This is a genomic window from Bradyrhizobium sp. dw_411, assembly GCF_018449695.1.
GTDB lineage: Bacteria > Pseudomonadota > Alphaproteobacteria > Rhizobiales > Xanthobacteraceae > Bradyrhizobium.
The window spans coordinates 128,000-152,671 of the sequence record NZ_JAAVUY010000018.1; the positions used below are offsets into that span (position 1 = coordinate 128,000).

General features: G+C 61.6%; 28 protein-coding genes. 18 read left to right on the top strand and 10 right to left on the bottom strand.

Features of this window, described 5'->3' with window-relative positions:
* Window positions 1–10: 10 nt before the first annotated feature.
* Window positions 11–817 carry a CbbQ/NirQ/NorQ/GpvN family protein gene (locus HB676_RS26790; RefSeq protein WP_213741521.1) on the bottom strand — a complete coding sequence of 269 codons (807 nt, stop codon included), beginning with the start codon at window positions 815–817 and terminating at the stop codon, window positions 11–13.
* A gap of 261 nt (window positions 818–1,078) precedes the next feature.
* Between HB676_RS26790 and HB676_RS26795 the strand changes: the two genes are divergently transcribed.
* Complete coding sequence (locus tag HB676_RS26795) at window positions 1,079–2,560, top strand: aldehyde dehydrogenase family protein (RefSeq protein ID WP_213741481.1); 1,482 nt, start codon at window positions 1,079–1,081, stop codon at window positions 2,558–2,560.
* Between the two features lie 4 nt (window positions 2,561–2,564).
* Here the strand turns inward: HB676_RS26795 and HB676_RS26800 are convergent, their stop codons facing one another.
* Window positions 2,565–3,407, bottom strand: a complete 843-nt coding sequence (locus tag HB676_RS26800) for an alpha/beta fold hydrolase (protein WP_213741482.1) — start codon at window positions 3,405–3,407, stop codon at window positions 2,565–2,567.
* Window positions 3,408–3,742: 335 nt separating this feature from the next.
* On the opposite strand from HB676_RS26800, the gene HB676_RS26805 reads away from it, so the two are divergent.
* Entirely contained in the window at window positions 3,743–4,123 is a 381-nt protein-coding gene (locus HB676_RS26805; RefSeq protein ID WP_249780486.1) for a DoxX family protein, read from the top strand.
* A 493-nt stretch (window positions 4,124–4,616) separates the two neighbouring features.
* On the opposite strand, the gene HB676_RS26810 is transcribed toward HB676_RS26805, so the two are convergent.
* Both HB676_RS26810 and HB676_RS26815 read right to left on the bottom strand, forming a co-directional pair.
* Complete coding sequence (locus HB676_RS26810; RefSeq protein ID WP_213741484.1) at window positions 4,617–5,618, bottom strand: alpha/beta hydrolase; 1,002 nt, start codon at window positions 5,616–5,618, stop codon at window positions 4,617–4,619.
* 39 nt (window positions 5,619–5,657) lie between these two features.
* Window positions 5,658–6,572 carry a LysR family transcriptional regulator gene (locus tag HB676_RS26815; RefSeq protein ID WP_213741485.1) on the bottom strand — a complete coding sequence of 305 codons (915 nt, stop codon included), beginning with the start codon at window positions 6,570–6,572 and terminating at the stop codon, window positions 5,658–5,660.
* A 130-nt stretch (window positions 6,573–6,702) separates the two neighbouring features.
* Here HB676_RS26815 and HB676_RS26820 point away from each other — a divergent pair, with 130 nt between their 5' ends.
* The 7 genes from HB676_RS26820 to HB676_RS26850 all read left to right on the top strand — a co-directional run bounded on the left by HB676_RS26820 (window position 6,703) and on the right by HB676_RS26850 (window position 13,103).
* Window positions 6,703–7,971, top strand: coding sequence for an ABC transporter substrate-binding protein (locus tag HB676_RS26820; protein ID WP_213741486.1), 1,269 nt, complete (start codon window positions 6,703–6,705; stop codon window positions 7,969–7,971).
* Window positions 7,972–8,238: 267 nt separating this feature from the next.
* Window positions 8,239–9,123, top strand: a complete 885-nt coding sequence (locus tag HB676_RS26825; protein ID WP_213741487.1) for a branched-chain amino acid ABC transporter permease — start codon at window positions 8,239–8,241, stop codon at window positions 9,121–9,123.
* 3 nt (window positions 9,124–9,126) lie between these two features.
* On the top strand, window positions 9,127–10,140 hold the full coding sequence (locus HB676_RS26830; RefSeq protein ID WP_213741488.1) for a branched-chain amino acid ABC transporter permease: 1,014 nt from the start codon (window positions 9,127–9,129) through the stop codon (window positions 10,138–10,140).
* Window positions 10,137–10,865, top strand: coding sequence for an ABC transporter ATP-binding protein (locus HB676_RS26835; protein ID WP_213741522.1), 729 nt, complete (start codon window positions 10,137–10,139; stop codon window positions 10,863–10,865). Before HB676_RS26830 ends, HB676_RS26835 begins: the two co-directional genes overlap by 4 nt.
* 1 nt (window position 10,866) lies before the next feature.
* On the top strand, window positions 10,867–11,562 hold the full coding sequence (locus tag HB676_RS26840; protein ID WP_346347433.1) for an ABC transporter ATP-binding protein: 696 nt from the start codon (window positions 10,867–10,869) through the stop codon (window positions 11,560–11,562).
* A 1-nt stretch (window position 11,563) separates the two neighbouring features.
* A complete protein-coding gene (locus tag HB676_RS26845; RefSeq protein ID WP_213741490.1) occupies window positions 11,564–12,541 on the top strand; it encodes an amidohydrolase family protein in 978 nt (325 codons plus the stop codon).
* 1 nt (window position 12,542) lies between these two features.
* Complete coding sequence (locus HB676_RS26850) at window positions 12,543–13,103, top strand: amino acid synthesis family protein (RefSeq protein WP_213741491.1); 561 nt, start codon at window positions 12,543–12,545, stop codon at window positions 13,101–13,103.
* 376 nt (window positions 13,104–13,479) lie between these two features.
* On the opposite strand, the gene HB676_RS26855 is transcribed toward HB676_RS26850, so the two are convergent.
* Entirely contained in the window at window positions 13,480–14,607 is a 1,128-nt protein-coding gene (locus HB676_RS26855) for an amidohydrolase family protein (RefSeq protein ID WP_213741492.1), read from the bottom strand.
* 367 nt (window positions 14,608–14,974) lie between these two features.
* Here HB676_RS26855 and HB676_RS26860 point away from each other — a divergent pair, with 367 nt between their 5' ends.
* Window positions 14,975–15,157: a hypothetical protein gene (locus HB676_RS26860; RefSeq protein WP_213741493.1), complete on the top strand. Its 183-nt coding sequence runs from the start codon at window positions 14,975–14,977 to the stop codon at window positions 15,155–15,157.
* A gap of 230 nt (window positions 15,158–15,387) precedes the next feature.
* Here HB676_RS26860 and HB676_RS26865 read toward each other — a convergent pair whose 3' ends face one another.
* Window positions 15,388–15,582, bottom strand: coding sequence for a hypothetical protein (locus tag HB676_RS26865; RefSeq protein ID WP_213741494.1), 195 nt, complete (start codon window positions 15,580–15,582; stop codon window positions 15,388–15,390).
* Window positions 15,583–15,855: 273 nt separating this feature from the next.
* On the opposite strand from HB676_RS26865, the gene HB676_RS26870 reads away from it, so the two are divergent.
* Complete coding sequence (locus tag HB676_RS26870; RefSeq protein WP_213741495.1) at window positions 15,856–17,175, top strand: MFS transporter; 1,320 nt, start codon at window positions 15,856–15,858, stop codon at window positions 17,173–17,175.
* Window positions 17,176–17,448: 273 nt separating this feature from the next.
* On the opposite strand, the gene HB676_RS26875 is transcribed toward HB676_RS26870, so the two are convergent.
* The gene (locus HB676_RS26875) at window positions 17,449–17,724 is read right to left on the bottom strand and encodes a hypothetical protein (protein WP_213741496.1); all 276 of its coding nucleotides are present in this window, start codon (window positions 17,722–17,724) and stop codon (window positions 17,449–17,451) included.
* A 163-nt stretch (window positions 17,725–17,887) separates the two neighbouring features.
* Window positions 17,888–18,511: an XRE family transcriptional regulator gene (locus HB676_RS26880; protein ID WP_213741497.1), complete on the bottom strand. Its 624-nt coding sequence runs from the start codon at window positions 18,509–18,511 to the stop codon at window positions 17,888–17,890.
* Between the two features lie 207 nt (window positions 18,512–18,718).
* Here HB676_RS26880 and HB676_RS26885 point away from each other — a divergent pair, with 207 nt between their 5' ends.
* From HB676_RS26885 to HB676_RS26910, 6 genes are all read left to right on the top strand, one after another.
* The gene (locus HB676_RS26885) at window positions 18,719–19,249 is read left to right on the top strand and encodes a GcrA family cell cycle regulator (protein ID WP_213741498.1); all 531 of its coding nucleotides are present in this window, start codon (window positions 18,719–18,721) and stop codon (window positions 19,247–19,249) included.
* Window positions 19,246–19,440: a hypothetical protein gene (locus HB676_RS26890; protein ID WP_213741499.1), complete on the top strand. Its 195-nt coding sequence runs from the start codon at window positions 19,246–19,248 to the stop codon at window positions 19,438–19,440. Before HB676_RS26885 ends, HB676_RS26890 begins: the two co-directional genes overlap by 4 nt.
* An 11-nt stretch (window positions 19,441–19,451) precedes the next feature.
* Window positions 19,452–19,982, top strand: a complete 531-nt coding sequence (locus HB676_RS26895; protein WP_213741500.1) for a DUF1376 domain-containing protein — start codon at window positions 19,452–19,454, stop codon at window positions 19,980–19,982.
* A gap of 59 nt (window positions 19,983–20,041) precedes the next feature.
* Window positions 20,042–20,623 carry a DUF6456 domain-containing protein gene (locus HB676_RS26900; protein ID WP_213741501.1) on the top strand — a complete coding sequence of 194 codons (582 nt, stop codon included), beginning with the start codon at window positions 20,042–20,044 and terminating at the stop codon, window positions 20,621–20,623.
* 454 nt (window positions 20,624–21,077) lie between these two features.
* On the top strand, window positions 21,078–21,224 hold the full coding sequence (locus HB676_RS26905; RefSeq protein WP_213741502.1) for a hypothetical protein: 147 nt from the start codon (window positions 21,078–21,080) through the stop codon (window positions 21,222–21,224).
* 927 nt (window positions 21,225–22,151) lie between these two features.
* Complete coding sequence (locus HB676_RS26910) at window positions 22,152–22,316, top strand: Flp family type IVb pilin (RefSeq protein ID WP_213741503.1); 165 nt, start codon at window positions 22,152–22,154, stop codon at window positions 22,314–22,316.
* A gap of 171 nt (window positions 22,317–22,487) precedes the next feature.
* Here the strand turns inward: HB676_RS26910 and HB676_RS26915 are convergent, their stop codons facing one another.
* A complete protein-coding gene (locus tag HB676_RS26915; protein WP_213741504.1) occupies window positions 22,488–22,853 on the bottom strand; it encodes a hypothetical protein in 366 nt (121 codons plus the stop codon).
* Between the two features lie 269 nt (window positions 22,854–23,122).
* On the opposite strand from HB676_RS26915, the gene HB676_RS26920 reads away from it, so the two are divergent.
* Window positions 23,123–23,272, top strand: coding sequence for a hypothetical protein (locus tag HB676_RS26920; protein ID WP_213741505.1), 150 nt, complete (start codon window positions 23,123–23,125; stop codon window positions 23,270–23,272).
* Between the two features lie 189 nt (window positions 23,273–23,461).
* Here HB676_RS26920 and HB676_RS26925 read toward each other — a convergent pair whose 3' ends face one another.
* Window positions 23,462–24,562 carry an AraC family transcriptional regulator gene (locus HB676_RS26925; protein ID WP_213741506.1) on the bottom strand — a complete coding sequence of 367 codons (1,101 nt, stop codon included), beginning with the start codon at window positions 24,560–24,562 and terminating at the stop codon, window positions 23,462–23,464.
* Between the last annotated feature and the right edge of the window lie 110 nt (window positions 24,563–24,672).

Here is a 24,672-nt window from a genome sequence, read left to right on the forward strand (position 1 = left end):
GCGGCAGCGCTCACGGGATGCAGGCCTCGATCGCGGCGCTGAGCGCCTGACGAATATCGGGATTGTCCGTGATCGGCAGCACGATGCTCGAGCGCACGGCGGCCTCAAGCGGTAACCCCGCGCGCACCAGACGCCCGGCGTGGATCAGCATCCGCGTCGAGGCGCCTTCGTCGAGGCCATGGCCTTGAAGGTTGCGCGACCGCTCGGCGATCGCGACCAGCGTACCGGCCAGATTGGCATCGGTGCCGGATTCTCGCGCGACGATGGCGGCTTCGACCGCGGCCGGCGGATAGGAAAAATCGATCGCGAGGAAGCGTTGCTTGGTCGACTCCTTGAGATCTTTGACGGCGCTCTGATAGCCGGGATTGTAGGAAATCGTGAGCTGGAAATCAGCATGCGCCGGAACGATCTCGTTGTGCTTTTCCAACGGCAGGATGCGGCGTGCATCGGTCAACGGATGGATCACGACTGTCGTATCCTGCCGCGCTTCGACGATTTCATCGAGATAGCAGATCGCGCCATAGCGCACCGCCATGGTCAGCGGGCCATCGTGCCAGACGGTACCCTCAGGCTCCAGCAGATAGCGGCCGGCGAGGTCCGAGGCGGTCATGTCTTCATGCGCCGCCACGGTGACCAGCGGCTTGTTCAGGCGCCAGGCCATATGCTCGACAAACCGGGTCTTGCCGCAGCCGGTCGGCCCTTTCAGCATCACCGGCAGGCGCTGCGAAAACGCGGCTTCGAATATCGCGATTTCGTCGCCGACCGGCTGGTAATAAGGCTCTGCGGCAATTCGGTAGGCATCGAGGTTCACATGCATCTCCACGGATAATGCGTGGGGAGACCGACCGTCGATGTCAGGACTGTCGATGTTAAGATCTGCGCCCGCGCAACGGGTTCGGCAAACATCGCCTTATGGACGCGCCACAGCCCTGGAGCGCGCGGATCAGGCGTTACAGAACGCCTCAAGCGGTATTAGACCGCCTATTGCGGTTTTGCACAAGAGGGCTGCGGTGCGCTTTGGTGGTCCAAACCGGAATGATCTGCTAGGAATTATAAAAAACAACAATGGGAGATCGGCGTGAAGAAATATCAACTTTACATCAATGGCAATTACGTCGATCCCGCCAAGGGCGAATGGTTCGACTCGATCGATCCCTATCGGGGGGAACCCTGGGCGAAGATACCGCGTGGGTCAGCCGCCGATGTCGACGCCGCCGTGAAGGCCGCGAACGAGGCGATGTGGCGCGGTCCCTGGTCGAAAATGACGGCGTCGGCGCGCGGCAAGGCGATGCACAAGCTCGGCGACCTCGTGGCCGCCAACGCCGAGCGCCTGGCTGAAATCGAGGTGCGCGACAACGGCAAGCTGATGGCCGAAATGCTTGGCCAGCTTCGCTATCATCCGGAGTGGTGGTGGTATTTCGGCGGCCTCGCCGACAAGCTCGAGGGCAGCCTGGTGCCGATCGACAAGCCCGATGTCTTTGCCTACACCACGCACGAACCGGTCGGTGTCGTCGCCGCGCTGACGGCCTGGAATTCGCCGCTATTGTTCGTCGCCTGGAAATGCGCCGCGGCACTCGCCGCCGGTTGTGCTGTGATCGTCAAGCCATCGGAATTCACCTCCGCAAGCACGCTGGAATTCGCCGCGCTGACCAAGGAGGCCGGTATTCCCGACGGCATCTTCAACGTGGTCACGGGCTTTGGGCCCGAGGTCGGCACCGACCTCATTTCGCATCCCGGCGTCGCCAAAATCACGTTCACCGGGTCGGATACCACAGGCGCGAAGGTCTACGAGACCGGCGCGCGCAGCCTCAAGCGGGTCTCGCTTGAACTCGGCGGCAAATCTCCCAACATCGTATTCGAGGACGCCGATCTCGGCGCCGCGGCGGCCGGCGCGGTGTCGGGCATCTTCGCGGCGACGGGCCAGACCTGCATCGCCGGATCGCGCCTGCTGGTACAGAAATCGATCAGGGAGAAGTTTGTCGAGCGCCTGATGGAGCTGGCGCGGTCCGCCAAGATCGGCGATCCGATGGCGCCGGACACCAATATCGGACCCATCACGACGCCGGCGCAGTACAAGAAAGTGCTCGATTATATCGATATCGCCAAGGCGGAGGGCGCGCGCTGTCTGCTCGGCGGAAAGCCGGCGTCAGGCGCGGGCATCACGGGCGGTCAGTTCGTCGAGCCGACCATCTTCACCGATGTGGTCAACACGATGCGGATCGCACGCGAGGAAGTGTTCGGGCCGGTGCTCTCGATTATCGGCTTCGATACCGAGGAAGAGGCGGTCCGTATCGCCAACGACACCATCTATGGTCTTGCGGCGGGCATCTGGACCAGCGATCTCGCGCGTGCCGTGCGCATCCCGAAACTGCTGCGTGCCGGCACGGTATGGGTGAACACCTATCGCGCCATCAGCTACATGATGCCGTTCGGCGGCATGAAGCATTCCGGTCTCGGGCGCGAGAGCGGCATCGATGCCGTCCGGGAGTATCTGGAGACCAAGAGCGTATGGATTTCGACGGCGCAGGGCGCACCGGCCAATCCATTCGTCATGCGTTGATCGCTTAGTTCACGACCGAGGCGGAAACCGCTGCCGGCTCGGTCATGCCGCGGGCGCCGGTATCGGCGGTGGCTTCTTCCTCGTCGGCCAGAAACTTGTCGATGATGCTCTGGATCGACGACTTGACCTCGTCGGGGCCGCGATCGCTCATGTCGGTGTGCTGAAAGCCGGTGTTGATGACGGTGATGCCGGCCTTCTGGCAGATGTCGTCGTCGGGCACGACGCCGGGATCGGCCTTGAACACCGGGTCTTTCGAGCGGAACGACAGGATCTTGAACTTGCCGTCGGTCATGAAGGGAACGCGCAGATTGTCCAGCGTCACGACCTTCTTGATCATTTCAGGATAGCGCTTGGCGAAATACATCGAGATGTCGCCGCCATTGGAATGGCCCACCATGGTGAGGTGGCGGTAGTCGGAATTGGGCTGCAGCTTTTTCAACTGGTCGATCGCGAACATGATGTTGGCGATGCCGCGATTATACTGCATGCCGCGGCCGACATATTGCTCGCCGACTTTCGTCACCATCGGCTCGTCGGTTTCCAGATCGTGCTGGATGCTCACGACCATGTAGCCGCGCGCGGCAAATACGTTTGCCAGGAAAGAGTATTCGGTGAACTTGACGGTGTTGCCATGGCTGAGGATCACCACCGGCAGCGTGATCATCTCAGCCGTGGCTTCCCATTCCCTGTCGCGCCGGACCGCGATGTCCACCTCGACGGTGCGGTCGGTGCGCAGCGGATCGAACAGCGTCAGCGTCTTGTGGTGGATCGCCCATTTGCTCGCGGTGAAATAACCCACGATCACGACCGCGCACAGCGACAGCAGAATGGCAATTCCGCGTTTCATGGTCTGGTTTTCTCGGTCTGGGTGAAACCTGTACCGGCCCTTTTCCCCGGTTTTTGTCACAGTGGCGTGACACCGGAGCGACGCACCCGGAACAAGATGTCGTGAATGTGAGATCGGTCCGGCTCACGCGTTGCATGCAGGGCGAGCAGATATCCGCGATAAATCTGGTGATTGGCGATTTTGTTGGCGCGGCCAGCACAATCGCGAAGCTGGTAACATGGATGTGCCTATCCGTGGGATGGGCGCGGCTGCTTGGCAGTCGGCGATTCCCGGGGCTAGGGTGCGCGGATACGGGGGACGAGCCACATCCGGTTCGTCGTTAAATGGAGTTCTCTATGGATCGCGTCGCTAAGTATTGGCCGGAAACACTCAGCATTTTGCGCATTGTGATCGGGCTGTTGTTTCTCGAACATGGCACCGCCAAGCTGTTCGGATTTCCGCAAACGCCGATGGGCATGCCGGCGATGGGAACGCTGCTGTGGGTTCAGGGCGTGATCGAATTGGCGGGCGGCGTGCTGTTTGCGCTGGGCCTGTTCACCCGGCCGGTCGCGTTCATCCTGGCAGGTGATATGGCGGTAGCGTATTTCATGGCGCACGCGTCCAAAGGCTTCTTCCCGATCCTCAACGGCGGCGATGGCGCGATTCTGTATTGCTTCGTGTTCCTGCTGTATTTCGTGGCGGGGCCGGGCCGCTGGGCGGTTACGCCGGAGAAGTAGGTCGCGCTTGCTTCCATCCTTCGAGACGGCCGCGTTGCGGCCTCCTCAGAGCCTGACTGATAATTCGTAGGAGCCACCGTGTGTGGCTTTAAGTACCGGTTCCCGCGCAACTTTAGAATCGATTAGCGTGTGGTTCTGAAATTTTAGAATCAAGAGAAGCGAAGCCAAGTCGACTGCCGCAGGACAAAAATGCCAAAGTGCGGCCGTCCTGCGAATTATGAGTCAGACTCTCAGGATGAGGACGGAGTATTTCGGCAAAAGCGCTGACCTCATCCTGAGAAGCGATGCATGCGCGCTTTATCTTCTCCCCTCCTCCCGCGAAGCGGCGGGGAGGGGTCGGGGGTGGGGGGCTATCACCTCGCGCTTCTGTTGGCGGTGAATTTGTTGAAACACCCCCCAGCCCCGACCCCTCCTCGCCACGCGCTGCGCACGCGGGGGGAGGGGAGAAGGGTTCGCACGCGGCCGCCTCTCAAAGGATGACGCGGCAGGAACGTCAGGTCGACCGCAATTGCATCTGCTCCAGCACGCAGCGGCCGAGCAAACCGTAGGGACTGCCAAACGTCTCCATCATCTCGAAATGGTTGTAGTTCTCGTTGATGTGGAACTGCACCGGCTTGCTGGCGGCCTTCAGCGCGGCGGCGAAGTCGCGGGTCTGGCGTTTGAATTCGGGCGTCTCGTAGGTGCCATGTGCCAGCACCAGCGGCACGTTGAGCTGCGCTAGATGGCGCTGGGTGCTGAGAGCATCCTCCATCGCGTCGGTGAACTTCACATATTTCGAGCGCGCCGAAAGCCGCACCGGCTTGAGATCGTACATGCCGCTGGACAGCACCGCGCCCTTGATCGGGTTTGGAGCCAGGTCGAATTCCTTTTTCCAGTCGGTCAACAGCGCGACACCCGCAAGATGCGAGCCTGAGGAAAAGCCGGAGACGTAGACCCGATCCGCATCGCCGCCGAGCATGGGCGCATTGCGCAGGGTCCAGGCGATCGCGCGCTTGACCTGATCGACCATCGGCACGAGATCGCCATTGGCTTCATCGACCGAAATGAAATCCGGCACCACATAATGCGCGCCGGCATTCATCAGCATTTCCGCCGGAAAAGCATAGTCGGTCGCGGGGCGCTGATGCCAGGCGCCGCCGTGAATGTGGATATTAATCGGCGCATTTGGCCGCTTGCTCGAATAGACTTCCAGTTTCTCGATCGCGGTCGGGCCGTAGTTGAAGCGCTTGGGTTCGCCGAGACGCGCGCGCATGTCATTGCTGTTGGACGTATAGCGATCGGTGACTTGCTTGAGGTTCGGCGCGTATTTCGACTGGTCATAGGCGTCGTCGAGCTGCTTCTGGTCCATGTCGAGCCAGACCGCAGGTCCTTTTTCGGAAGCAGACGTCGCCGCTTGCTGCGCCGACACCGCGCCGGTAGCGGCGAGGCCCGCCGAAATGCCTGCAAGGATGGTTCTGCGATCGAGTTTCACGCCTTTATTATTCCGTTCAGTCATCTCATCCTCTCCGGGATTTTTGCGGCAGGAGTGAGCGGCCTAAGTGGCCGCCTCCCAGATGCCGTCGCGAACCTGCTTGCGTCCGAGTTCGCACAGCATATCGTAAAAGCGCTCCGCCGCCACACCGAGCGTGCGCGCCTTCGGCCGCGCCACCAGCCAGGTGATGAAAAGCCCCGCGATCGGACTCGCGGTGATCTTGTTCTGCGCCAATAGCTCGCGCACGCCGCAGGCCGGCAGCACCGTATAGCCGAGATCGGCGGTGACGAGGTCCGTCATCAGCGGCAGCGTGTTGGCCTCAAAACGCACATTCGGCTGCAGGCCATGGGCCGCGAGCCCGGTCTCGATGGTCAGACGCAGGCTGTTCGGCCGCGTAGTCAGGATCAGCGGCAATTCAGCCAGCGCCTTGATCGGGGTCTCGCGCCGCATCGACAGTTTCGCGCCGACGGGACCGACCAGCAGCATGCGTTCGCGACCGAGCTGTCGCGCCGCGACGCCCAGCGCCGGCTCATGGCTGTTTGTCACGGCGACATCGATCAAGCCGTTGGCGACGAGGTCGCGCAGTTGCGCGCTGGTTTCCTCGATGATGCGCACCGCAATGCGCGGATAGGCGGCGTTGAAGTTTTTGACCAGGGGAACGGCGATCAGTCCGCGCGGCGAGGGCGGAATGCCGAACGCGACTTCGCCGGTGGGCTCCAGCGAGACCGCGGCGACGTCGGTCTTGAGCGCGCGCAATTGCCGCTCGATGCTTTGCAGGCCTTCATGCAATTGCTTGCCGGCCTCGGTCGGCATCATGCCGCGACCGCCGCGCACGAATAGAGGGGTTTGAAACTGGTCTTCGATCGACTGGATCTGCCGGCTGAGTGTCGGCTGCGACACCCGCAGCGATTGCGCCGCGCTGGAGAGGTTGCCGTGCTCGATCACCGCAAAGAAGTACTGGATTTTCCGGATATCCATCGCGGCGGCCCTCGTTTTTCCACATATACGATTATTGAATAGATTGTATAGGAAAAATTCGATTGCTGCATGTCAGCGCCATTGCTACGTTTCATCTGCCGTGGACCTGCCGATGCAATGGAGCTTCGCCATGCGACTTGTTTTCCGATCCTGCGCGTTTGTCGCGAGCTTCCTGCTGGCGCTGACGTTTGGCGCGCAGGCACAGGAGCCTATTAAAATTGGCGTGCTGCTGCCGTTCACCGGGCCGCTCGCCAAAAACGGCATCGAAAACTGGGAGGCCATGCAGATCGCGCGCGACATGATCAATGAGCGCGGCGGCGTCAACGGCCGCAAGATCGAATACGTCCAGGGCGATGCCACCAATCCCAACGCGGCGATCAGCGAGACCGAGCGGCTGATCACCAAGGACGGCGTCAAGATCACCACCGGCTCGTTCGCCTCGCCGATCGCCATCGCCGTGAGCCAGGCGGCGGAACGCCACGGCGTGTTTCACTGGGAAACCACCGGCGCTGCCGAGATCATCACCCGCCGCGGTTTCAAATATACGTTTCAAGTGGGCGCGCCCGCGCGCAAATACGGCCAGGCTGCGGTCGATATCGTGCTCGACGATCTGGCCAAGCGGCTGAAGAAGCCGGCGGCCGATGTGAAGCTCGCATTGCTCTGGGAAAATCGCGCCTTCGGCAAGTCTGTTGGCGACGGCATCCGCACCTACTCGCAGGCCAAAGGCATCAAGCTGGTCTATGACGAGGGTTACGATCAGACCGCGACCGACATGACGCCGATCGTGCAGAAGCTGAAGGATGTTGCGCCGGACGTGCTGATCGCGATCTCCTTCCCGAATGATGCGATCCTGTTTCAGCGCAAGGCCAAGGAGCTCGATTTCAACGTCGCCGCGTTTATCGGCGTCAGCGCCGGCTATTCCGCGCCTGATCTAAGAGATTCGATCGGCGATTCCGTCGCCGGCATCTTTGTTGCCGACTTTCCGCCCAAGGTGAATGAGGGCGTGCTCAAGCCTGCGGTCAAGGAAGTCGCGCGGGAATTCTACAAGCGCTACGAAGCCAAATTGAAGCGCGCGCCAGCGGGCCACGCCGCGGCGGGCTTCTCCGCGGTGTGGGCGCTGTTCACCGAGGTGCTGCCGAAGGCCAAGACGTACGAGCCGGATGAACTGCGCGAGATCGCGCTGAAACTCGATTTGCCCGAGGGGTCGCTGGTCAACGGCTCCGGCATCAAGTTCACCAATTTCGATTGGCCTGATGATCCCAAGGACGCCGGACAGAACCTGAGAGCCTCGATCGGCGTCTGGCAATGGACCAAGACCGGCAACGAACAGGTGTTCCCGCCGGAACTCGCGACCCACGAGCCGGCGATGGTGCCGCTGCCGAACTGGAGCAATCGCTAGAAATGAGGCGGCTCTGCTGCAGCATCGGCGGTGAGCCCCCTCTCCCACCCAACTCGGGTATACCAGAGTTGGGCCAATTCAATTTATCGAAGTCGGATATGTCCGACTTCGAGTGGGAGAGGGTTGGGGTGAGGGGGGCAGGTCTATCGATGGTCCGTAACCCCTCACCCGGATCGCATCGCGATGCGATGCGATCCGACCTCTCCCACAAGGGGAGAGGTAAGTGGGCTCGCTGATGGACTCCCTTGACGCCGTGGGGTCCACGCCATGAGCACCCTTATCCAGCTCATCCTCTCAGGCATCCTCGTCGGCAGCGTCTATGCTTTAATGAGCATTGGCCTCACGCTGATCTTCGGCGTGCTGCGAATTGTCAATTTCGCCCATGGCGAATTCCTGATGATCGCGATGTACGGCGCCTGGGCGTTTACGCATCTGTTCGGGCTTAATCCCTACATCGCCGCGGTCGCGATCGTGCCGGCGATGTTCCTGTTCGGCGCCGTCGTGTATTGGCTCGTCATCAATCCGGCGCTGGACAAGCCGCATCTGGTGGTGGTGTTCGCGACCATGGCACTGTCGATCTTTCTGCAGAACGCAGCGCTGATGGCGATGACCGCGGACCTGCGCGACATTCCGCCGATCTTCAACCGGTCGATCGTGATCGGATCGATCCATCTCAAGGTCGAACTGCTGCTGGGCTTTGCGATCACGCTGCTGTGCACGTTTGCGCTGCAGTGGATGATCCGCAAAACCTATCTCGGCAAGGCGATCCGGGCGACCGTACAGGACGGCGAGGCCGCGATGCTGATGGGCATTCCGGTGCCGCGTATCTTTCTCATTACATTTGCGGGCGGATCGGCATTGGTGGGTCTTGCGGCCTGCGTGATGGTGCCGCTGTTTTCGGTGTTTCCGTCGGTCGGCTTGAATTTCGTGCTGATCGCGTTCGTCATCGTTGTGCTCGGCGGCATGGGCAGCATCGAGGGCGCGTTGATCGGCGGCATCTGTGTCGGCGTGGTGCAATCGCTGAGCAGCTATTATGTCGCGCCGGCGTTCGGGCAGATGTTCTTCTTCATTCTGTTTCTGCTGGTAATGATCTTCCGCCCCAACGGGCTGCTGGGCCAGCAGGGTGCCGCGACCATCGGCATGAACGAGTAGCCGATGTCAGCGGAAACGATTCCCTCACTCAGCCCCAGGCGCATGGCGTGGTTTCCTACGCGCGGGCGCATCTCGTGGTTCGAGATTGCGCTGCTGCTGATCGCCTGCGCGCTGGTGGTCTCCGGCATGGCGTCCAGCCTGCAGGATGTGCTGCTGCTGAGCTTTCTGTTCGGCGGTCTGGCGCTGGCCTGGAATATCGCAGGCGGCTATGCGGGCCTGATCTCGTTCGGTCATTCGGCATTCTTCGGTGTCGGCGCCTATGCGTCGACGATCTTGTCCACACGCTACGGCATCACGCCGTGGATCGGGATCTGGATCGGCGCATTGATCGCTGCCATGTTCGGCGCCGTGCTGGCGCTGATCTGCGCGCGGCTGCGCGGGCCGTTCTTCATCCTCTCGACGCTCGCCTTTGCCGAAGTCGTGCGCATCGGCGCGTTGAACTGGTCCTCGCTGACCGGCGGCGCGGAGGGCCTGTCGATCATGCCGGCACCGAGTCTTATCGGCATGGTGTTCGCCTCGAAGGCCGCTTACGCCGCGTTGATGCTGTTCTATCTCGTCGCGGTGTTTGCCATCACCAAGGGATTGGAAGCCTCGCGTTTCGGCTATTATTTGTTCGCGATCCGCGACAATGAGGATGCCGCGGGTGCGGCCGGCGTCAATCCGCTGCTCGGGCGCACCGCCGCGCTGGCCCTGAGCGCGGCGCTGACCGGTATCGGCGGCTCGCTGTTCGCGCAATATTTCCTCTATCTCGATCCGACCTATGTAATTTCGCCGGAACTGTCGTTTCAGTTCGCGCTGTTGCCGGCGGTCGGAGGTCTGGGCACCGCGATCGGCCCTGTACTCGGCTCGTTCCTGATCACGCCATTGTCCGAATTGTTGCGATCTTATCTCGGCAGCTCGGCAGTCGGGCTGCATCTGGTGATCTACAGTTTCGGGCTGATTGTCGTGATGCTGTATTTCCCGGCGGGTCTCGCCGGCGCGCTGGATAAATTGACCCGGCGAGGGCGCCCGCGATGAGTGCGCTGTTGGAAGTGCGCCATGTCAGCCGTTCGTTCCGAACCACGCTGGCGGTGGATGATGCCAGTTTCGAAGTGCAGCCCGGCGAATTGCTGGGTCTGATCGGCCCCAATGGGGCCGGCAAGAGCACGCTGTTCAATCTGGTCGCGGGCGTGATCGCGCCATCGTCCGGCCAGATCTTGTTCGATGGCAAGCCCATTCAGGGCTGGAAGTCGCACGACATCGCCCGCGTCGGCGTCGCGCGCACCTTCCAGATCCCGAAACCGTATCGGCAGTTATCCGTCATCGAGAACGTGATGCTCAGCGCCTTCCTGCGCGAGAAATCCATCGCCGGGGCGCGCAGGCTCGCCGAGGCGACATTGGCCGATGTCGGCCTCGATGCTTATGGCGGATCACCCGCAAGCTCGCTGACGGTCGGGCTGTTGAAGCGGCTCGAAGTAGCCCGCGCGCTGGCGATGCGGCCGAAACTCGTGCTGTTCGACGAGATCATGGCGGGGCTGACGCCCACCGAAGTCGGCGCGATGACGAAATTTGTCGCAGGCCTGCCCGCGCGCGGCATTACCGTGATCTGGGTCGAGCATGTGCTTTATGCGATCATGAAGACCGCGACGCGGATGGTCGTCGTCAACCGCGGCAAGAAGATCGCCGAGGGCACGCCGACGGAGTTGGCGCGGCATCCGGAGGTCGTGAAGGCCTATCTCGGCGAGGAGATGGACCTTGCTTGAGGTGAAACATCTCGATGCGTTCTACGGCGCCGTGCAGGTGTTGCACGACGTCAATCTGTTCGTCGGCAAGGGCGAGATCGTCGGCTTGGTCGGCGCCAACGCCGCTGGCAAGAGCACGCTGATGTTCACGCTGGCGGGGCTGCGCACCACTCATCAAGGCGAGGTGCTGCTCGACGGCGTCGCGGTCGATGATCTCGCGGCCTATGAACGGCCCAAGCGCGGCCTCGTTCTGGTGCCGGAACGGCGGCGGCTGTTTCCGTTCATGACCGTGCTGGAAAATCTCGAAATCGGCGCCTATGCGGCGGAGGCCCGCGCGGTCGCGCGGCAAACGCTCGATGAAGTCTTTGCGTTGCTGCCGGTGCTGGCGGAACGGCGCAAGCAGATTGCCGGCTCGATGAGCGGCGGCGAGCAGCAGATGCTGGCGATCGGCCGCGCGCTGATGGCCAAGCCGCGCGTGCTGCTATTGGACGAGCCGACCGAGGGTCTCGCGCCGATCTATGTCAAACTGCTGTTCGACCTGATCGTCAGCCTGCGCGCCAGCGGGCTGACCGTGATGATCGTCGAGCAGAACGTCCATCACGTGCTGCGCACCGCCGACCGGGCCTATGTGCTCGAAAACGGCCGGATCGTGATGGAAGGCAAGGGCGCGACACTTCTCAACGACGACCGTCTCAAAACCGCTTACCTGGGGCTCTAGTATGATTACCGATATGCATTGTCACTTCGTGCCGGAAGACTTCTTCCGGTTCGCCCAGTCGCGCGACGAGTTCGCGATCAAGATCAAGCGGCGCGAAGGCGACGCGGTCGATCTCGACATCAGGGGCATGCATTTCGGGCTCAACACCACGTTCTTCGAGATGAACAAGCAGCTCGAGCGGATGGCGCGCGACGGCGTCGAGCGGACGATTTTGTCGCTGGCCACGCCGTTCATCGATTATCACCTCGATGCGAAGATCGCGGTCGAAGCCGCGCGGGTGTTCAATGATGGCCTGGCGGCGGCGATCGCATCGGACCGCAAACGTTTCGGCGGCTGGGCGCTGCTGCCGATGCAGGACCCGGTCGCGGCCGCGCAGGAATTGCGCCGTTGTGTGCGGGATCACGGCTTTGTCGGCGGCCATGTCGCTTCCAACGTGCGCGGCGTCTATCTGCACGACGCGCAGTTCGAGCCGATCTACCGGGCGGCGGTCGATCTCAATGTGCCCTTGTTCGTGCATCCGGCCGATCCGCTCGGCAAGGACCGCACCAAAGAATATGAGCTGACCATCGTTGCGGGTTATCTGTTCGACAACACCATCAATATCCTGAAAATGATCTGCTCGGGCTTTCTCGATCGCTGGCCGGCTTTGAAACTGATCTACGCCCATGCCGGTGCGTTCAGCCTGCCGCTGCGCGCGCGCATGCAGCGCGAGGTCGATACCAATCCGCAACTGGCCAGCTCGCTGAAAATGCCGATCGGCGATTACCTGCGCCGGCTCTATTTCGACACGATTTGCTTCGAGCCTGCGATGCTTCGTTACGTGACCGAAGTGGTGCCGGTCGAGCATCTGATGCTGGGCAGCGATGCGCCGTTTCCGCTCGGTGAACCCAATCCGGTGACCTTCGTGAAGAATGCGCTGCCGGCCGATCAGGCCGAACTCATTCTCAACCGCAATTTCGATCGCCTGATAGGAGCCTGAGATGGATATTCGACGCCTGCTGGTGATCAAGGATGTGGTCTATGCCGAGGGCGGTCTGCCTGCGATGGCGCCGGTGACGCGCGCGGCGGCTTGCGCGGTGATTGCCAATCCGCTCGCCGGCCGGGCGCAGGAATATCTCGACGAGCTGATTCCGTTCGGGGAAGACCTTGGCAAAATGCTGGTGCAGGAAGCGCTGAAGGCGCTGCCGCTTCCCGCGCTGTCCTATGGCAAGGCCGCGATCGTCGGCACCTCGGGCGATATCGAGCATGGCGCGGCGATCCTGCATCCGCGCATGGGCAAGCCGATGCGCGAGGCGATCGGCGGCGGGCAGGCGATCATTCCCTCCAACGTGAAGATCGGCGCGGTCGGCTGCAGCATCGACGTGCCCCTGGGCCACAAGGACGATGTCTGGGCGTTCGACCAGATCGACACGCTCGGCATCACGGTCGCGAACGCGCCGCGGCCCGACGAGATCGTGGTGATCGTCGCACTCGCCGACGGCGGCCGCCCGCGCCCGCGCATCGCGAAGTCAGGCGCAGTGGCGCCGCATGCGCCGAGGTGACAGTGGTGGTGGACTCCCTCTCCCGCTTGCGGGTAGGGCTATCGCATATGAAGAAAGAGATTGGGCCTGCAGTCTTTGTGCGGCCATCCTTCGAGACGGCCGCCTGCGGCGTCCCCTCAGGATGAGGACTTTCTGTGCGGCTAAATCTTAAACCTTCATGGTGAGGAGCCTCGTCTTCGAGGCGTCTCGAACCATGAGGCCCCAGGCGATTGCCGCGGCGGGAAGTCATATGCGATAGCCCTGCGCTTGCGGGGGAGGGCCGGGGTGGGGGTGCTTCCGCAAAACGAAATGACCGAGGGGAGTATAGATTTCCCCCACCCGCCGCGCTCTTCGAGCGCGTCGACCTCCCCCGCAAGCGGGAGAGGTGCTATCGCCATCACACCGCCAGCCGCGGCAGCAGCTTCAGCGCATTGCCGCGTTCGATCTCGGTGAGCTGGGCGTCGGTGAAGACGCCGCTGCTGCGCAAGCCCTTCACATGTTCGATGCTGGTTCGATACGGGAAATCCGTGCCGAACACGATCTGCGAGGTTGGAATCACGGCCGAGAGCGCCGACATCGCGGCCTTGTTGGCGGTTTGCGCGGTGTCGTAATAGAACCGCGTCAGCTCGGCCAGCGTGCCATCGGGCACCGTGGCCTTGTATTTCGGCTCCAGCAGGGGATGACGGATCAGGCGCTCGATCAGGAACGGCATGGTGCCGCCGGCATGCGAGAAGATCCAGCGGATGTCGCGGAATTTCTGCGCGTTGCCGCTGAACACGATGTCGGCGATGGTGCGCGTGGTATCGGTGCCCCATTCGATCATGCCCGGCGGCTCGGTGCGCACCAGATTGACGCAGCAATCGGCCGTGGCCGGATGGGTATAGACCACGACCTTGCGCCGGTTGAGTTCTTCCATCACCGGCAGGAAGACGGGATCGCCGAGCCATTTGTCGTGGTAGTTCGTGAGCAGGCCGATGCCGTCGAGCTTGAGCGTGTCGAGCGCGTAGGCGATCTCTTTCAAGCTGCCTTCGGTATCGGCGAGCGGGATCATCGCGAAACCGCCGAAGCGGCCGGGATGATCCGCGATCAGCTTGGCAGCGTATTCGTTGCATTCGCGCGCCAGCTTGCGCGCGGGTTCGCCCGAAGTGAAATTGACGCCGGGCTGCGTGATCGAGAGCATCGCGACCGTGACGCCGGCCGCATCCATATCCGCCAGCGATTTTTCCGGCGTCCAGTTGCGCATCGGGCCATCGCCGAAATTATTGGCGACGGAAGCCGCGATGTAGCTCGGCGGCGACAGATGATGGTGGACGTCGATGCGATAAGGTTTTGTATCGGCGGTCTGGGCCAGTACATCCTGCGGACGAATGATCCCGGCCGCCGCGAGCGTCGCGGCACCTGCCGCTCCCTGAATGAAATTGCGCCGGCTCAGCGCCGCGCCGGATAACGAAAGCGTGTTGCTGCAACCGCAAACGCAGCCGCGCAGCGATGGCGCAATATGTTTTTCTGTTCTGTGCTTTTTCATCACATTTTCCCCTGTCGCTTCGTTTCTTCTGATTGGCCCCAAGTGAGGCTGCACTTTAGCGGTATGCGATTGCTGCAGACAATAGAAGCAGAGTCGTCATGGCCGGGCTTGACCCGGCCATCCACGTCTTACTTTCTGTAATATCGTCAAGGCGTGGATGCCCGGGTCAAGCCCGGGCATGACGGAGAGAACAAGTTCGGTCGTAATTGGCCCCGCCGCAATTGCGTCCTTGCTGCACTGCGGTGGCTTCCGGCTTATTAACAGGGGCAGCAACGTTGCCTCTTTCGCCGAATAAAATCGAAAGGACTTTCCGTCACGACTCCGCTATAGTCCCCACGTTAATTGGCTTCACAGAGGAGTGGAGTTCATGAACAAGCTCATTGAAATTCGCCGGCAGGAATTTCTCTGCCGCGAGCGTGCGTCACTCGATTCCGAACGCCGGATTTTCTGGCTCGCTGAAGCCGAACAGTGGGAGCAGCGCGCGCTGGACGAGATCGCGTATTATTTCCGCGAGTGCAATCTCGAAAGCGCTCCGGCCTACGCGGCCTGAGACCCGCGCTTCTTAATAAATGCTGTTGAGCAAAGGGCGGTCGCCTTACACTTCATGTCGTCCCGGCGAACGCCGGGACCCATAACCACAGGCCGCCGGGCCACGCACAGTTGTCAAACAGTGAAGCTAAAACGATAAGCTGCGGCGTATGGGTCCCGGCGTTCGCCGGGACGACGAGTATCGGGTGGGCCACGCGCTCGCTAGCGACGTGCCGCGCGGGCGCGGTATCTCTAATGATGCCGTTCCGGCTTGGTCACGGTCTGCCTGACTTCGGCGCCGCAATCCGAGCATTCATAGATGAAGTCGATCTTGGCGAGACTCCAATGCGGCTCGACGTCTCGCACGAACATCGGAAGCAATCCGATACAGCCGGGACATATCACCGGTGATGTCTCGGCTTCGTGATGCTGAATGTAGGCTGGCATGACGGCTCTCCTTTGGCGGAAGCTCGGTGATTTCAACCCCGCCTCAACCTAATCGCGCCGGTTGCAAGCCCCTCATCAACTCTTTCGAACGGATATAGAACAGCCGCACAATCTGCGTGGCTGTGACATTCATGTAACATCGGCGGTATCGTGAGCCAGTGTTCTGGCGGGTTTTTGGGCGGTTTGCGGCCCGATATCCATTCGCGACGGATGCGGCGGGCATGCTATAGGCGGCTCACGACGCACAAAAACAAGAATACGGAAGGATTGGGGATGACGGTGTTGCAGCAGGGCGTTTCGGGTGGGCTCAAAGCCGCCGGGGAGGCCGCTTCCGATCCGGTGCTGCAATCCGCGGTGCGCAAGGCCGCCGTGCGGTTCGTGCCGCTTTTGACCATCGCCTATCTGTTCAATTATCTCGATCGCACCAGTCTCGGCTTTGCCGCGCTGACCATGAACCAGCAGCTCGGGCTGACTGCCGGGCAATTCGGTTTGGCCGCCGGCATTTTCTTTCTCGGCTATTCGACGTTCGAAATCCCCAGCAATCTGTTGCTCTATAAATTCGGCGCGCGGCGCTGGCTGGCGCGCATCATGATTTCCTGGGGGGTAGTGTCGGCGGCAACCGCCTTTGTGGTCGGGCCGAACAGTTTTTACGGGCTGCGACTGGCGCTCGGCATTGCGGAGGCCGGATTCTTTCCGGGCGTGACGTTCTTTCTCGCGGCCTGGTTTCCCGTTGCCTATCGCACGCGGATGCTGGCCTGGTTTCTGATCGGCATTCCGCTGTCGTCGCTGGTCGGCAGTCCCATCTGCGGGTTCTTGTTGCAGATGGACGGCATCTGGGGCTATGCCGGATGGCAATGGCTGTTCCTGCTGGTGAGCCTGCCTTGTATCCCCCTCGGACTCGCGACGCTGTGGCTGCTATCCGATCGCCCGCAGGTCGCGACCTGGCTCACCCAGGCTGAGCGCGACACGCTGGACAAGGTGCTCGCCAGCGAAGTGCGCGAGCGTCCGCCGTCCTCGCTCTGGGGCGCGCTGAAGGACACGCGGGTGTTGATCTGCGCCGCGATCCAGTTTGGCTTCACGCTGGGATCCTACGGCATCGGCATCTGGCTGCCGCTGATGCTCAAGGAATATCATCTCTCGACGATTGCGATCGGCTGGATCTCGGCGATCCCCTACGTCTTCGCCTCGGCCGGCATGATCGTGTGGGCGCGGATCGTCGATCAAAAAGGCCAGCGTATCTTCAACCTCGCGGCGGCGTGTTTTATCGGCGCCATCGGCCTGATGGCGCCGGTGCTGTCCGGCTCGCTCTGGATTGCCGTGGTCGGCTTCAGCGTGGCGCTGGTCGGCGTCACCGCGGCGCGGGCGATCTTCTGGACCATCCCGACGCGCTTTTTGACCGGCGTCGCCTCCGCCGGCGGGCTTGCCTTCATCAACAGTGTCGCGACGACCGGCGGCTTCTTCGGCCCCTCGATGATGGGCTATCTGAAGGAGTTTTCAGGCTCCTACGTCGTCGGCCTCTCGGCCGTGGCCGCGATCATCCTGGCCTCGATGGTGGCCTCGCTGTCGCTGAAACTGGTGATTTCGAAGGAGTAGGGGGATTCGCCTCTCCCGCTTGCGGGCGGGGCTATCGCATATGGCTTTTCCGCCGCGGTAATCGCCTGGGGCCTCATGGTTCGAGACGCCTCGAAGACGAGGCTCCTCACCATGAGGGTTTAAGATTTAGCCGCGCAGAAAGTCCTCATCCTGAGGGGACGCCGTAGGCGGCCGTCTCGAAGGATCGCCGTACAAAGACTGCGGGACCAGCCTCTTTCTTCATATGCGATAGCCCTCCCTCAAGCGGGAGAGGGCGCACACTTCCGCTGTTGCTCACGCCCTTTCATGCTTCCTCAGATCCCGCGCGTGATCGAAACGGTCCGCCTGCAAATCCGCACCGGCATCCGCAACCTCGGGCAACGCTGCTTCGGCCAGGATTTCGGCGGTGATGTCGTCGACCGCTGAATCTGCCACCTCGTGGATGAAACTGATATTGCGGTATTCACCGGACGCGATGCGCGAGACGACTTCGCGGCGGGTTATTTCGGGGTCGACGATGGCCTCGCGCCCGCGCCGTCCATAATCGATCATCACCACGAAATACTGCATGCGGGTTCGGGCGGCCTCCGAAGGGATGGCCGCAATATTTCTGAAAATCGGAAACCAGTCAAGCGCTAAATTTCTGATAATCGGAAATAGAGCGTCCAACGCGTGCCGGAAGCCGCCTCCGGCCGCGAATCGCTGGGCGGGCAGGGCTGGCGTCGCCGGCCGGTTATTTCCTGGAGGCGCTATGGGCCTTGCGGGCGCGGGCGGCGGCCTTGGCGCGCAGGCGCTCGATCTGGCCCCGGGGAAGCGTGACGCATATCTCGCCGATCCACTCCACTTTGACGCCGGTGATCGGCTTGGCGTTGAAGCTGGTGAGGTTGACCACGGTAGGGGATTTGCCGCGCTCGACGGTCTTCAGATAGCGCTCGCCGGTCTTCAGCCGCACCGCGGCCTCTTCGCCGTAGAAGCTCGAGATCGGGTGGCGCTGATCGCGATAGACCACGATAATGTCGCCATTCTCGTATTTCGGCAGCATGGAATCGCCGGAAACCTCGAAGGCGATGGTCTCCTCGGCGATCGGGAACGGCAGCTCGATCTCGCCGAGGCCCTCCGGCGGCACCTGTTCGTGCTCCGGCTCGATGGTCGCGCCGGCGCCGACCCGGCCCATGATCGGGACCGAATTGAGATCGAGATAATCGATGATGGGCTGGATTTCCGACGCCTTGATCAGGCGGATATCGGACAAAATCTCCGACACCGCGCCCGGGCGCACGCCCATCGCGGCCGCCAGACCCCCCTTGGTCTTGCCCGGCTTCTTCAGTCCCCGTTCGATCATCTTCACGTCAACCATGACGCATTCTTTCCGAATTTCCGAAGTATAAGCAATTCCGATTTTCAGAAATAAGACTTGACTTATAATTCGGATTATCAGAATTTTGACGAATAGCCGCGCCGCCGTCATTGCGAGCGAAGCGAAGCAATCCATAGCCCGGTAGAAGCATGGATTGCTTCGTCGCTTTCGCTCCTCGCAATGACGTGGAAAATCGTGAGGAACAAAATGCAAACAAGCTGGGAGCCGGCACATTCCGATGCGCTGCGCGAATATCTCGCCAAGGGTCTGCCCTATTCGGAGATCGCGCGCCGGATCAATGCGGCGTTCAACACCGACTATACCCGCAACGCCACCATCGGCCGCGCCAGGCGGATGGGGCTGGCTGGTCTGGCCGAAAACAGCCGGCCGAGAAAGCTGCGCAAGCCGGGCCTGTTGCCGTTTCGCAAGATGCGCAAACACCGTGCGGCCAAACCCCGCCTGGTGCCGCAGCGGCCGGTTTTGAAGCGGGCGGCGGCGCTGAAATTGCGCTGCGTCGGGATCGAGCCGCGTCATCTTTCTTTGATCGAACTGAAAGCCCGCGACTGCCGCTACCCTTATGGCGGCGACAAGGATGGCGAAGCCATCACCTTTTGCGGCCATCCGCGACAGGAAGATTCGAGCTACTGCGCCGCGCATTTCCATCTGACGCGCAAGGTGGAGTCCGCGCCGGAACGCTCCGCCATCAAGGTTCTGCTGCGCCTCGTGGAGGCGGCATGACATCAAGCCATCCGCCGGCCTGCATCGTCGCCGCCAGAATCAGGCTGCTGTCGCCGCGCCATCGCCTGGCGCATCTGCGCGCGCTGATCCGGCAACAGCCGGATCATTCGACACGGCGGATTGAGCTGGCCGCGTTGCTCCGCGACCGGTTGATGCCGCCGCCGGCCGCCAACGAAAACCGCGCGCCATGAACCGTCCCTGGATGCCGCTCTATGTCGGCGATTATCTCGGCGACACCGGCCACCTCACCACCACGCAGCACGGCGCGTATCTGCTGCTGATGATGCATTACTGGCGCAAGGGCGAGTTGCCCGACGACGACCGGCAGCTCTCCAAGATCGCCAAGCTGCCGCTCAAAACCTGGTGCGACTACCGCGCGACCTTGCAGGATTTCTTCTACGAGGGCTGGAAGCACAAGCGCATCGACGCGGAGCTCGCCAAGATGATGCGTGTGTCTGAAAAGCGCGCGATCGCCGGGCAAAAGGGCGGACTCGGCTCGGCGCTGGCGCGCATGAAGCTGGAGAATGCTTCGCGTTCTCGCCCCGCGCCGCCGCGGGCAATTGCTGTGCAACCGTCAACCGAGGCCACGGCCGGCGCCGACCACTCACACTCAGACTCACATCAGAGTCTTTCTACGGATGAGAGTCCGGGCGAAACGCGAGGACGCGCGGCGAAGCCTGAGATCGCCGTCAGTCCGGAGTTGGCGGCCTATGTGGCCAAGAGAACGACGTAACCGGCGAACGCATTCCATCATCCATTCTTGATTCAAACTTGCAAAGGGAGACATCCGAGATGGCACGGGCCAAACGCAGCAAGGCGCGCACCAAAACAAAAGTCCATGACCGGCGATCGCAGGATCTGCCGCGCAACGCCGAAGTCGCGGCGGTCGAGGTCGACGATCCCCTTGCACTGGAGCCGGGCGAGAAGATCATCACGCTGCGTTCGATCCGCAACGATCCGCTCGGGCGGATGCACAGCCATCGCCATCTCGACGAGGCGCAGTACCAGAGCGGGCGGGCGTTCCAGGACGATTGGGAGAAGGCCGAGCGCGGCCCGCAGGCGGTCGACCCGACCCGGGAATATGTCGATGGCGGCGGGATGCGCGAACCGATCACCGAACGCCAGCGCAAGGCGGTGCTGCGGCTCAACCGGGCGGAGCGCGAACTCGGCGCCGACGGCTCCGCACTGGTGCATGAGGTGCTGGTGCTGGGCCTGACCATGGAGCAGGTCGGCCAGCGCCGCGGCCTGCGCGGGCAGCGCTGGATCGACTATTTCGCGCGGCGTTTCAAGGAGTGCCTGGACCGGCTGGCGCTATTGTACGGCTTCGCGACGGAGCGGGCGCCGGCCCAAAGACGGCCATCGGTGCCGTGTTGAATCAGAAACGGGCTCCAGTCTTTTGTTTTGACGCGTTTTCTACGCAGATAAGTCTACGCAATCTGCGTAAACTTGATTGCTGTGCGAACCGGTATCCACGGAGCCTGTCATCGGGTGCGCGTTCGCGCGACCCGCTGGCTCGAAAACGCTCCCGCCGGGCGGCGAGAGGTAATATGGTATCTGTCACAAAACCGAAAATTTGTGTGCGGACCAATGAACCTTTCAGACCCCAGGTGGACGAATGGATACTGGGGCATTGCAATTTCTCAGGTCTAGTGCAGCGCCGCTCTAGCGATCATACTCCGCTAGAGCGGCGTTGTGCATTTCGGGTGTCTTCCGGACGCGGACCTGCTCGGTTTTATGCCGGGTAATTTCTTGTCGGCCGCTGTCTTCCGCCGCCGTCTTGTCCTTTGCTAATGTCGCGCGCGTGGCATCGCGAAGGGGAGGCGCGGAGATGAAGCAGCGGCTGTGGTTTAGCCTCGCGCTGATCGCGGTGCTGTTTTGCTTCTGGCTGGTCCTGACCAAGCCGATGTGCCGCGACGGCTTCGCTGCCTCGCTCGGAACCCGCTCCGGATGGAGCTGCGTCGCCGACGGGAACTGAGCCCGAAAAAGCGCGCGTAATTCTAGGGGAACAAAATCCCCCGCCACGATTGTTTCCCGGCATCGTCCTGAAAATGCGCCAAGCTTTGACGTTTTCGGCCACAATCCGGATCGACCATCCGTCACATGAAAACGTTGGCCGTGATTTCGATTCTCGCGCTGCTCACGATCTCGGGGGCTGTGGTGTCAGATCTGATTCTGACCGGCGATCAGCAGGCGATGCGCAGGACCAATTAAGAGCATTTTTTTGACAGGCTTTGGGGGACAATCATGCTTTCGGTGGATCAATTTCTGAGACTGATCAGTGTGCCGGCCGTCGTTGCGGCATTTTTGATTGCGTCGCAGGTTTCAGGGGCGGGGATTTTCCATCTTCCGTCGGCACAGTTCGCCAGCGAATAGGCTGATAATAAGCCGTAAAATTCCGGTCTGATGTTTTGGCGCGCGTTGCCGCCCGCAGAAATGCGCCCGGCCCAAAATGGCGCCCGTTCACATCGCCTTTAAAGAGCTTTCGCCGCAATCGCAGGCCACGCAGAGCGTGGGGAAACCCCGATCTTTGGAACCGGCGGCCGGGACGAATGGAACCCGATGGAACCGAGTTTCCAAATATGGTTTCGCGCCGGTTTATTTTTTTCGCCAGAGTTGAGCTTGTTTTTGCAGTGCACACGCCGGTGAATTGAACGGATAATCGAGATCGGTCGACAGCGGCGCTTTGATCCGACTGCATTTTTTCCAAATCGAGCCCCATCGGCAAGCCGGATCATGACGCCGGCATGACAAAGTGTGCCGGGTTCCGGAAATGGAACAGCTCAGTTGTGCATAAAACTGGGCGCAACCTGTTTACTCAACCTTAGATCGGCGACCGTATTTCTACGGCGCTTGATGCCTTCGACACGATTCACGATCAACACGGTCCCAACAGGAGGTCGATTTGCGGCGTTGCTTTTTGAAGTTTTTGTCCGATCAATCGGGTGCAACCGCGATTGAATACGGTCTGATCGCGGCGGGTATCTCGCTCGCGATTATCGCGGCGGTGAATGGTCTCGGCACCACCCTCAACGCCAATTTCAGCACGATCAACAGCTCGTTGAAGTAGTTTCCTGTTCCCTTCTCAGGGGAGAACTTGTCAGGGAAAACCTTCTCAGGGAAAAACCTGGAAGACATGTGGTCCTGCCCCGCCGGATTCGACTCCGGCGGGGCATTTTTTTTCGCGCTGATCGCGCATGACGACTGAAGTAATGGCGGCCTTATCGAGGCTCTTCCAACCTCACTGATGCGGCACGATCGCGTACGTCGTGCTGTAGGGCTCGACCCGCAGCGAGGAATTGGCGATCAGGCCGATCCTGGCGGTCGGGGATTCCTGCAATTCGCCATTGGCGCCGCGGTGCACGTTGTACTGCCACACCGCCATGTCGCCCTTTTGCGCCAGCGCATGCGCCACCGCGGCGGCATCGGTGCCGCCGAGTGCCTTGAGCTCGTCGGTGGTCAGCCCGATGATGATTTCATCCTTCGATGTGACGACCTTGAACAAGGCGGTCTTGGTCTCCTGCGCCTGCGCGTTTGAAACCTGCATGGAGGCGACCAGGAGGGCCGCCAGGGAGCCCCATTTGAGCATATCGCGCCGAGCGAGCATGTTGCTGTCCTTCGATGTTGGGTGGCGCGGGTCAGGGCTCTGACGCTGTCGGCGCCGGTGAAATGGTAAGGCGGGTCTTGTATGACGGGTCGTACGCTGCATGGGTCGCACCGGGGAAGTTCCGGGTTCACGCGGGTTTGCAATGCAATCGATCCGCCGGCGACGTACAACCCGCCCGTCTGGGGGTGAGGGGCAACGGGGGCTGCAAAGCGTCTCTTTGAACCAGTCGCGATGTTTTGCGACTTAAACCCGGGACAACAGGGGCAGTAATGGCGCAGGTTTGGCAGTGGATGGGCGTTGGGTTGGGTCTCGGCGTCGTCGCGCTTGGATTAACCGTTTTCTTTCGCGGTCTCTCGCTACCGCCTAATGCGCCCGAGCATCGCTCGCAGGGCGTCAAGGGCGAGGACTGGCGTACCTGATTAGGGGTGTTGATCTACCGTCGTTCCCTTCTTCATGGTTCGAGACGCGCGTAAACGCGCTCCTCACCATGAGGGTCTGAAATCCTGGCTCAAACCTGATCTTGGCTCGATCCTCATCCTGAGGAGCATCGCGACGCGATGCGTCTCGAAGGATGGCGGCATTCGACGCTTTCGCCACGCTCTCGCCGCTCAGCGCGCCCGTTTCTTCGGGCGCCGGCTTCCGGCAACGGCGCGCTTCGATTTGCGGACCGCGCGGGGCCGGCTGACAACCCCTCGCGGGCTTCCGGCAGGTAATTCCTTCGGCCGCATACCGCCTCGCCACTGCGTGATGCTGCAGCCGAAGCGGGCGCGGAACCAGCGCGCCATCGCGCTTTGCGCCGAGAAACCCAGGAGTTCGGCGATGCCCGCCAGCGGCCGGTTGGAGTCCCCGATCAGCCGCTCGATCAGGTTGGCGCGCTGGGTGTCGAGGATTTCGGTAAAGGTGGTGCCGCGCTCCAGCAGATGACGATGGATGGTGCGCCGGTCGACGCCGAAATGTTCGGCGACCCGCTCGATCGTGCAATGGCCTTCCGGTAACAGCGTGCGCACGAGCTCGCTGACCTTGTCGTCCCAGTGTTCAAGCCGTTGCTCGATCGCCTCCACCCTGGCTTCCACATAGCGGGCGATCATCGGATTAGCGTGCGGGATCGTGTGATCCATATCGGCGGCGGCGCAGACGATCGCATCGAAATCCGAATCGAAGATAACGTCGCACCCGAAGCCGGTTCGGTAGAAGCTGCGATCGTCCGGCCCGGCATGGGCGAAGTGAACTTCGAGCGCCCGCCAGTCGCGGCCGAACAGCGACCTGACGATGCAGTAGACCAGTCCCAGCGCCCATTCGGTCGATTGCCGCGGCGGACGCCGGCCGCGCAAAACCGGGTAAAGGATGACCAGATCGTCCTTATGCTCGATGGTCAGGCGCATCGCTTCATTGTGAATATGGATGTAGCGCGCCAATGCCTCCAGCCCGGCACCGACCGTCGCCTGTTCGCGCACGACCAGCGCGACCGGCCCGAGGTTGGCCAGGCCGCCCTGTGCCGCCATGCGCAGGCCAAACTCCGCGACGCCGGATTCGGCTGCGGATATCTCCATCAGGCGGCGGACGCCGCTGACGGGAATTCGCAGGTCTTGTTGTTCGAGGCTCTCGCGCGGCAGCCGTGCTTTTCGCAGCATCGCCAGTGGGTCGAGCCCGACCGAACGGGCGACCTCGGCATAATGCGTCAGGCAGGCGCTGCGGATCAGATCAGCCATGCGTCAAAATCTAATCCAATGTCCCGAAAAGTAAAACAATTGTCTCAATCCGTAAAACCACGGGCGTAGTTTTGCTGTACTGCAGCATCAGGCCAATAAGCGCCGCCCAT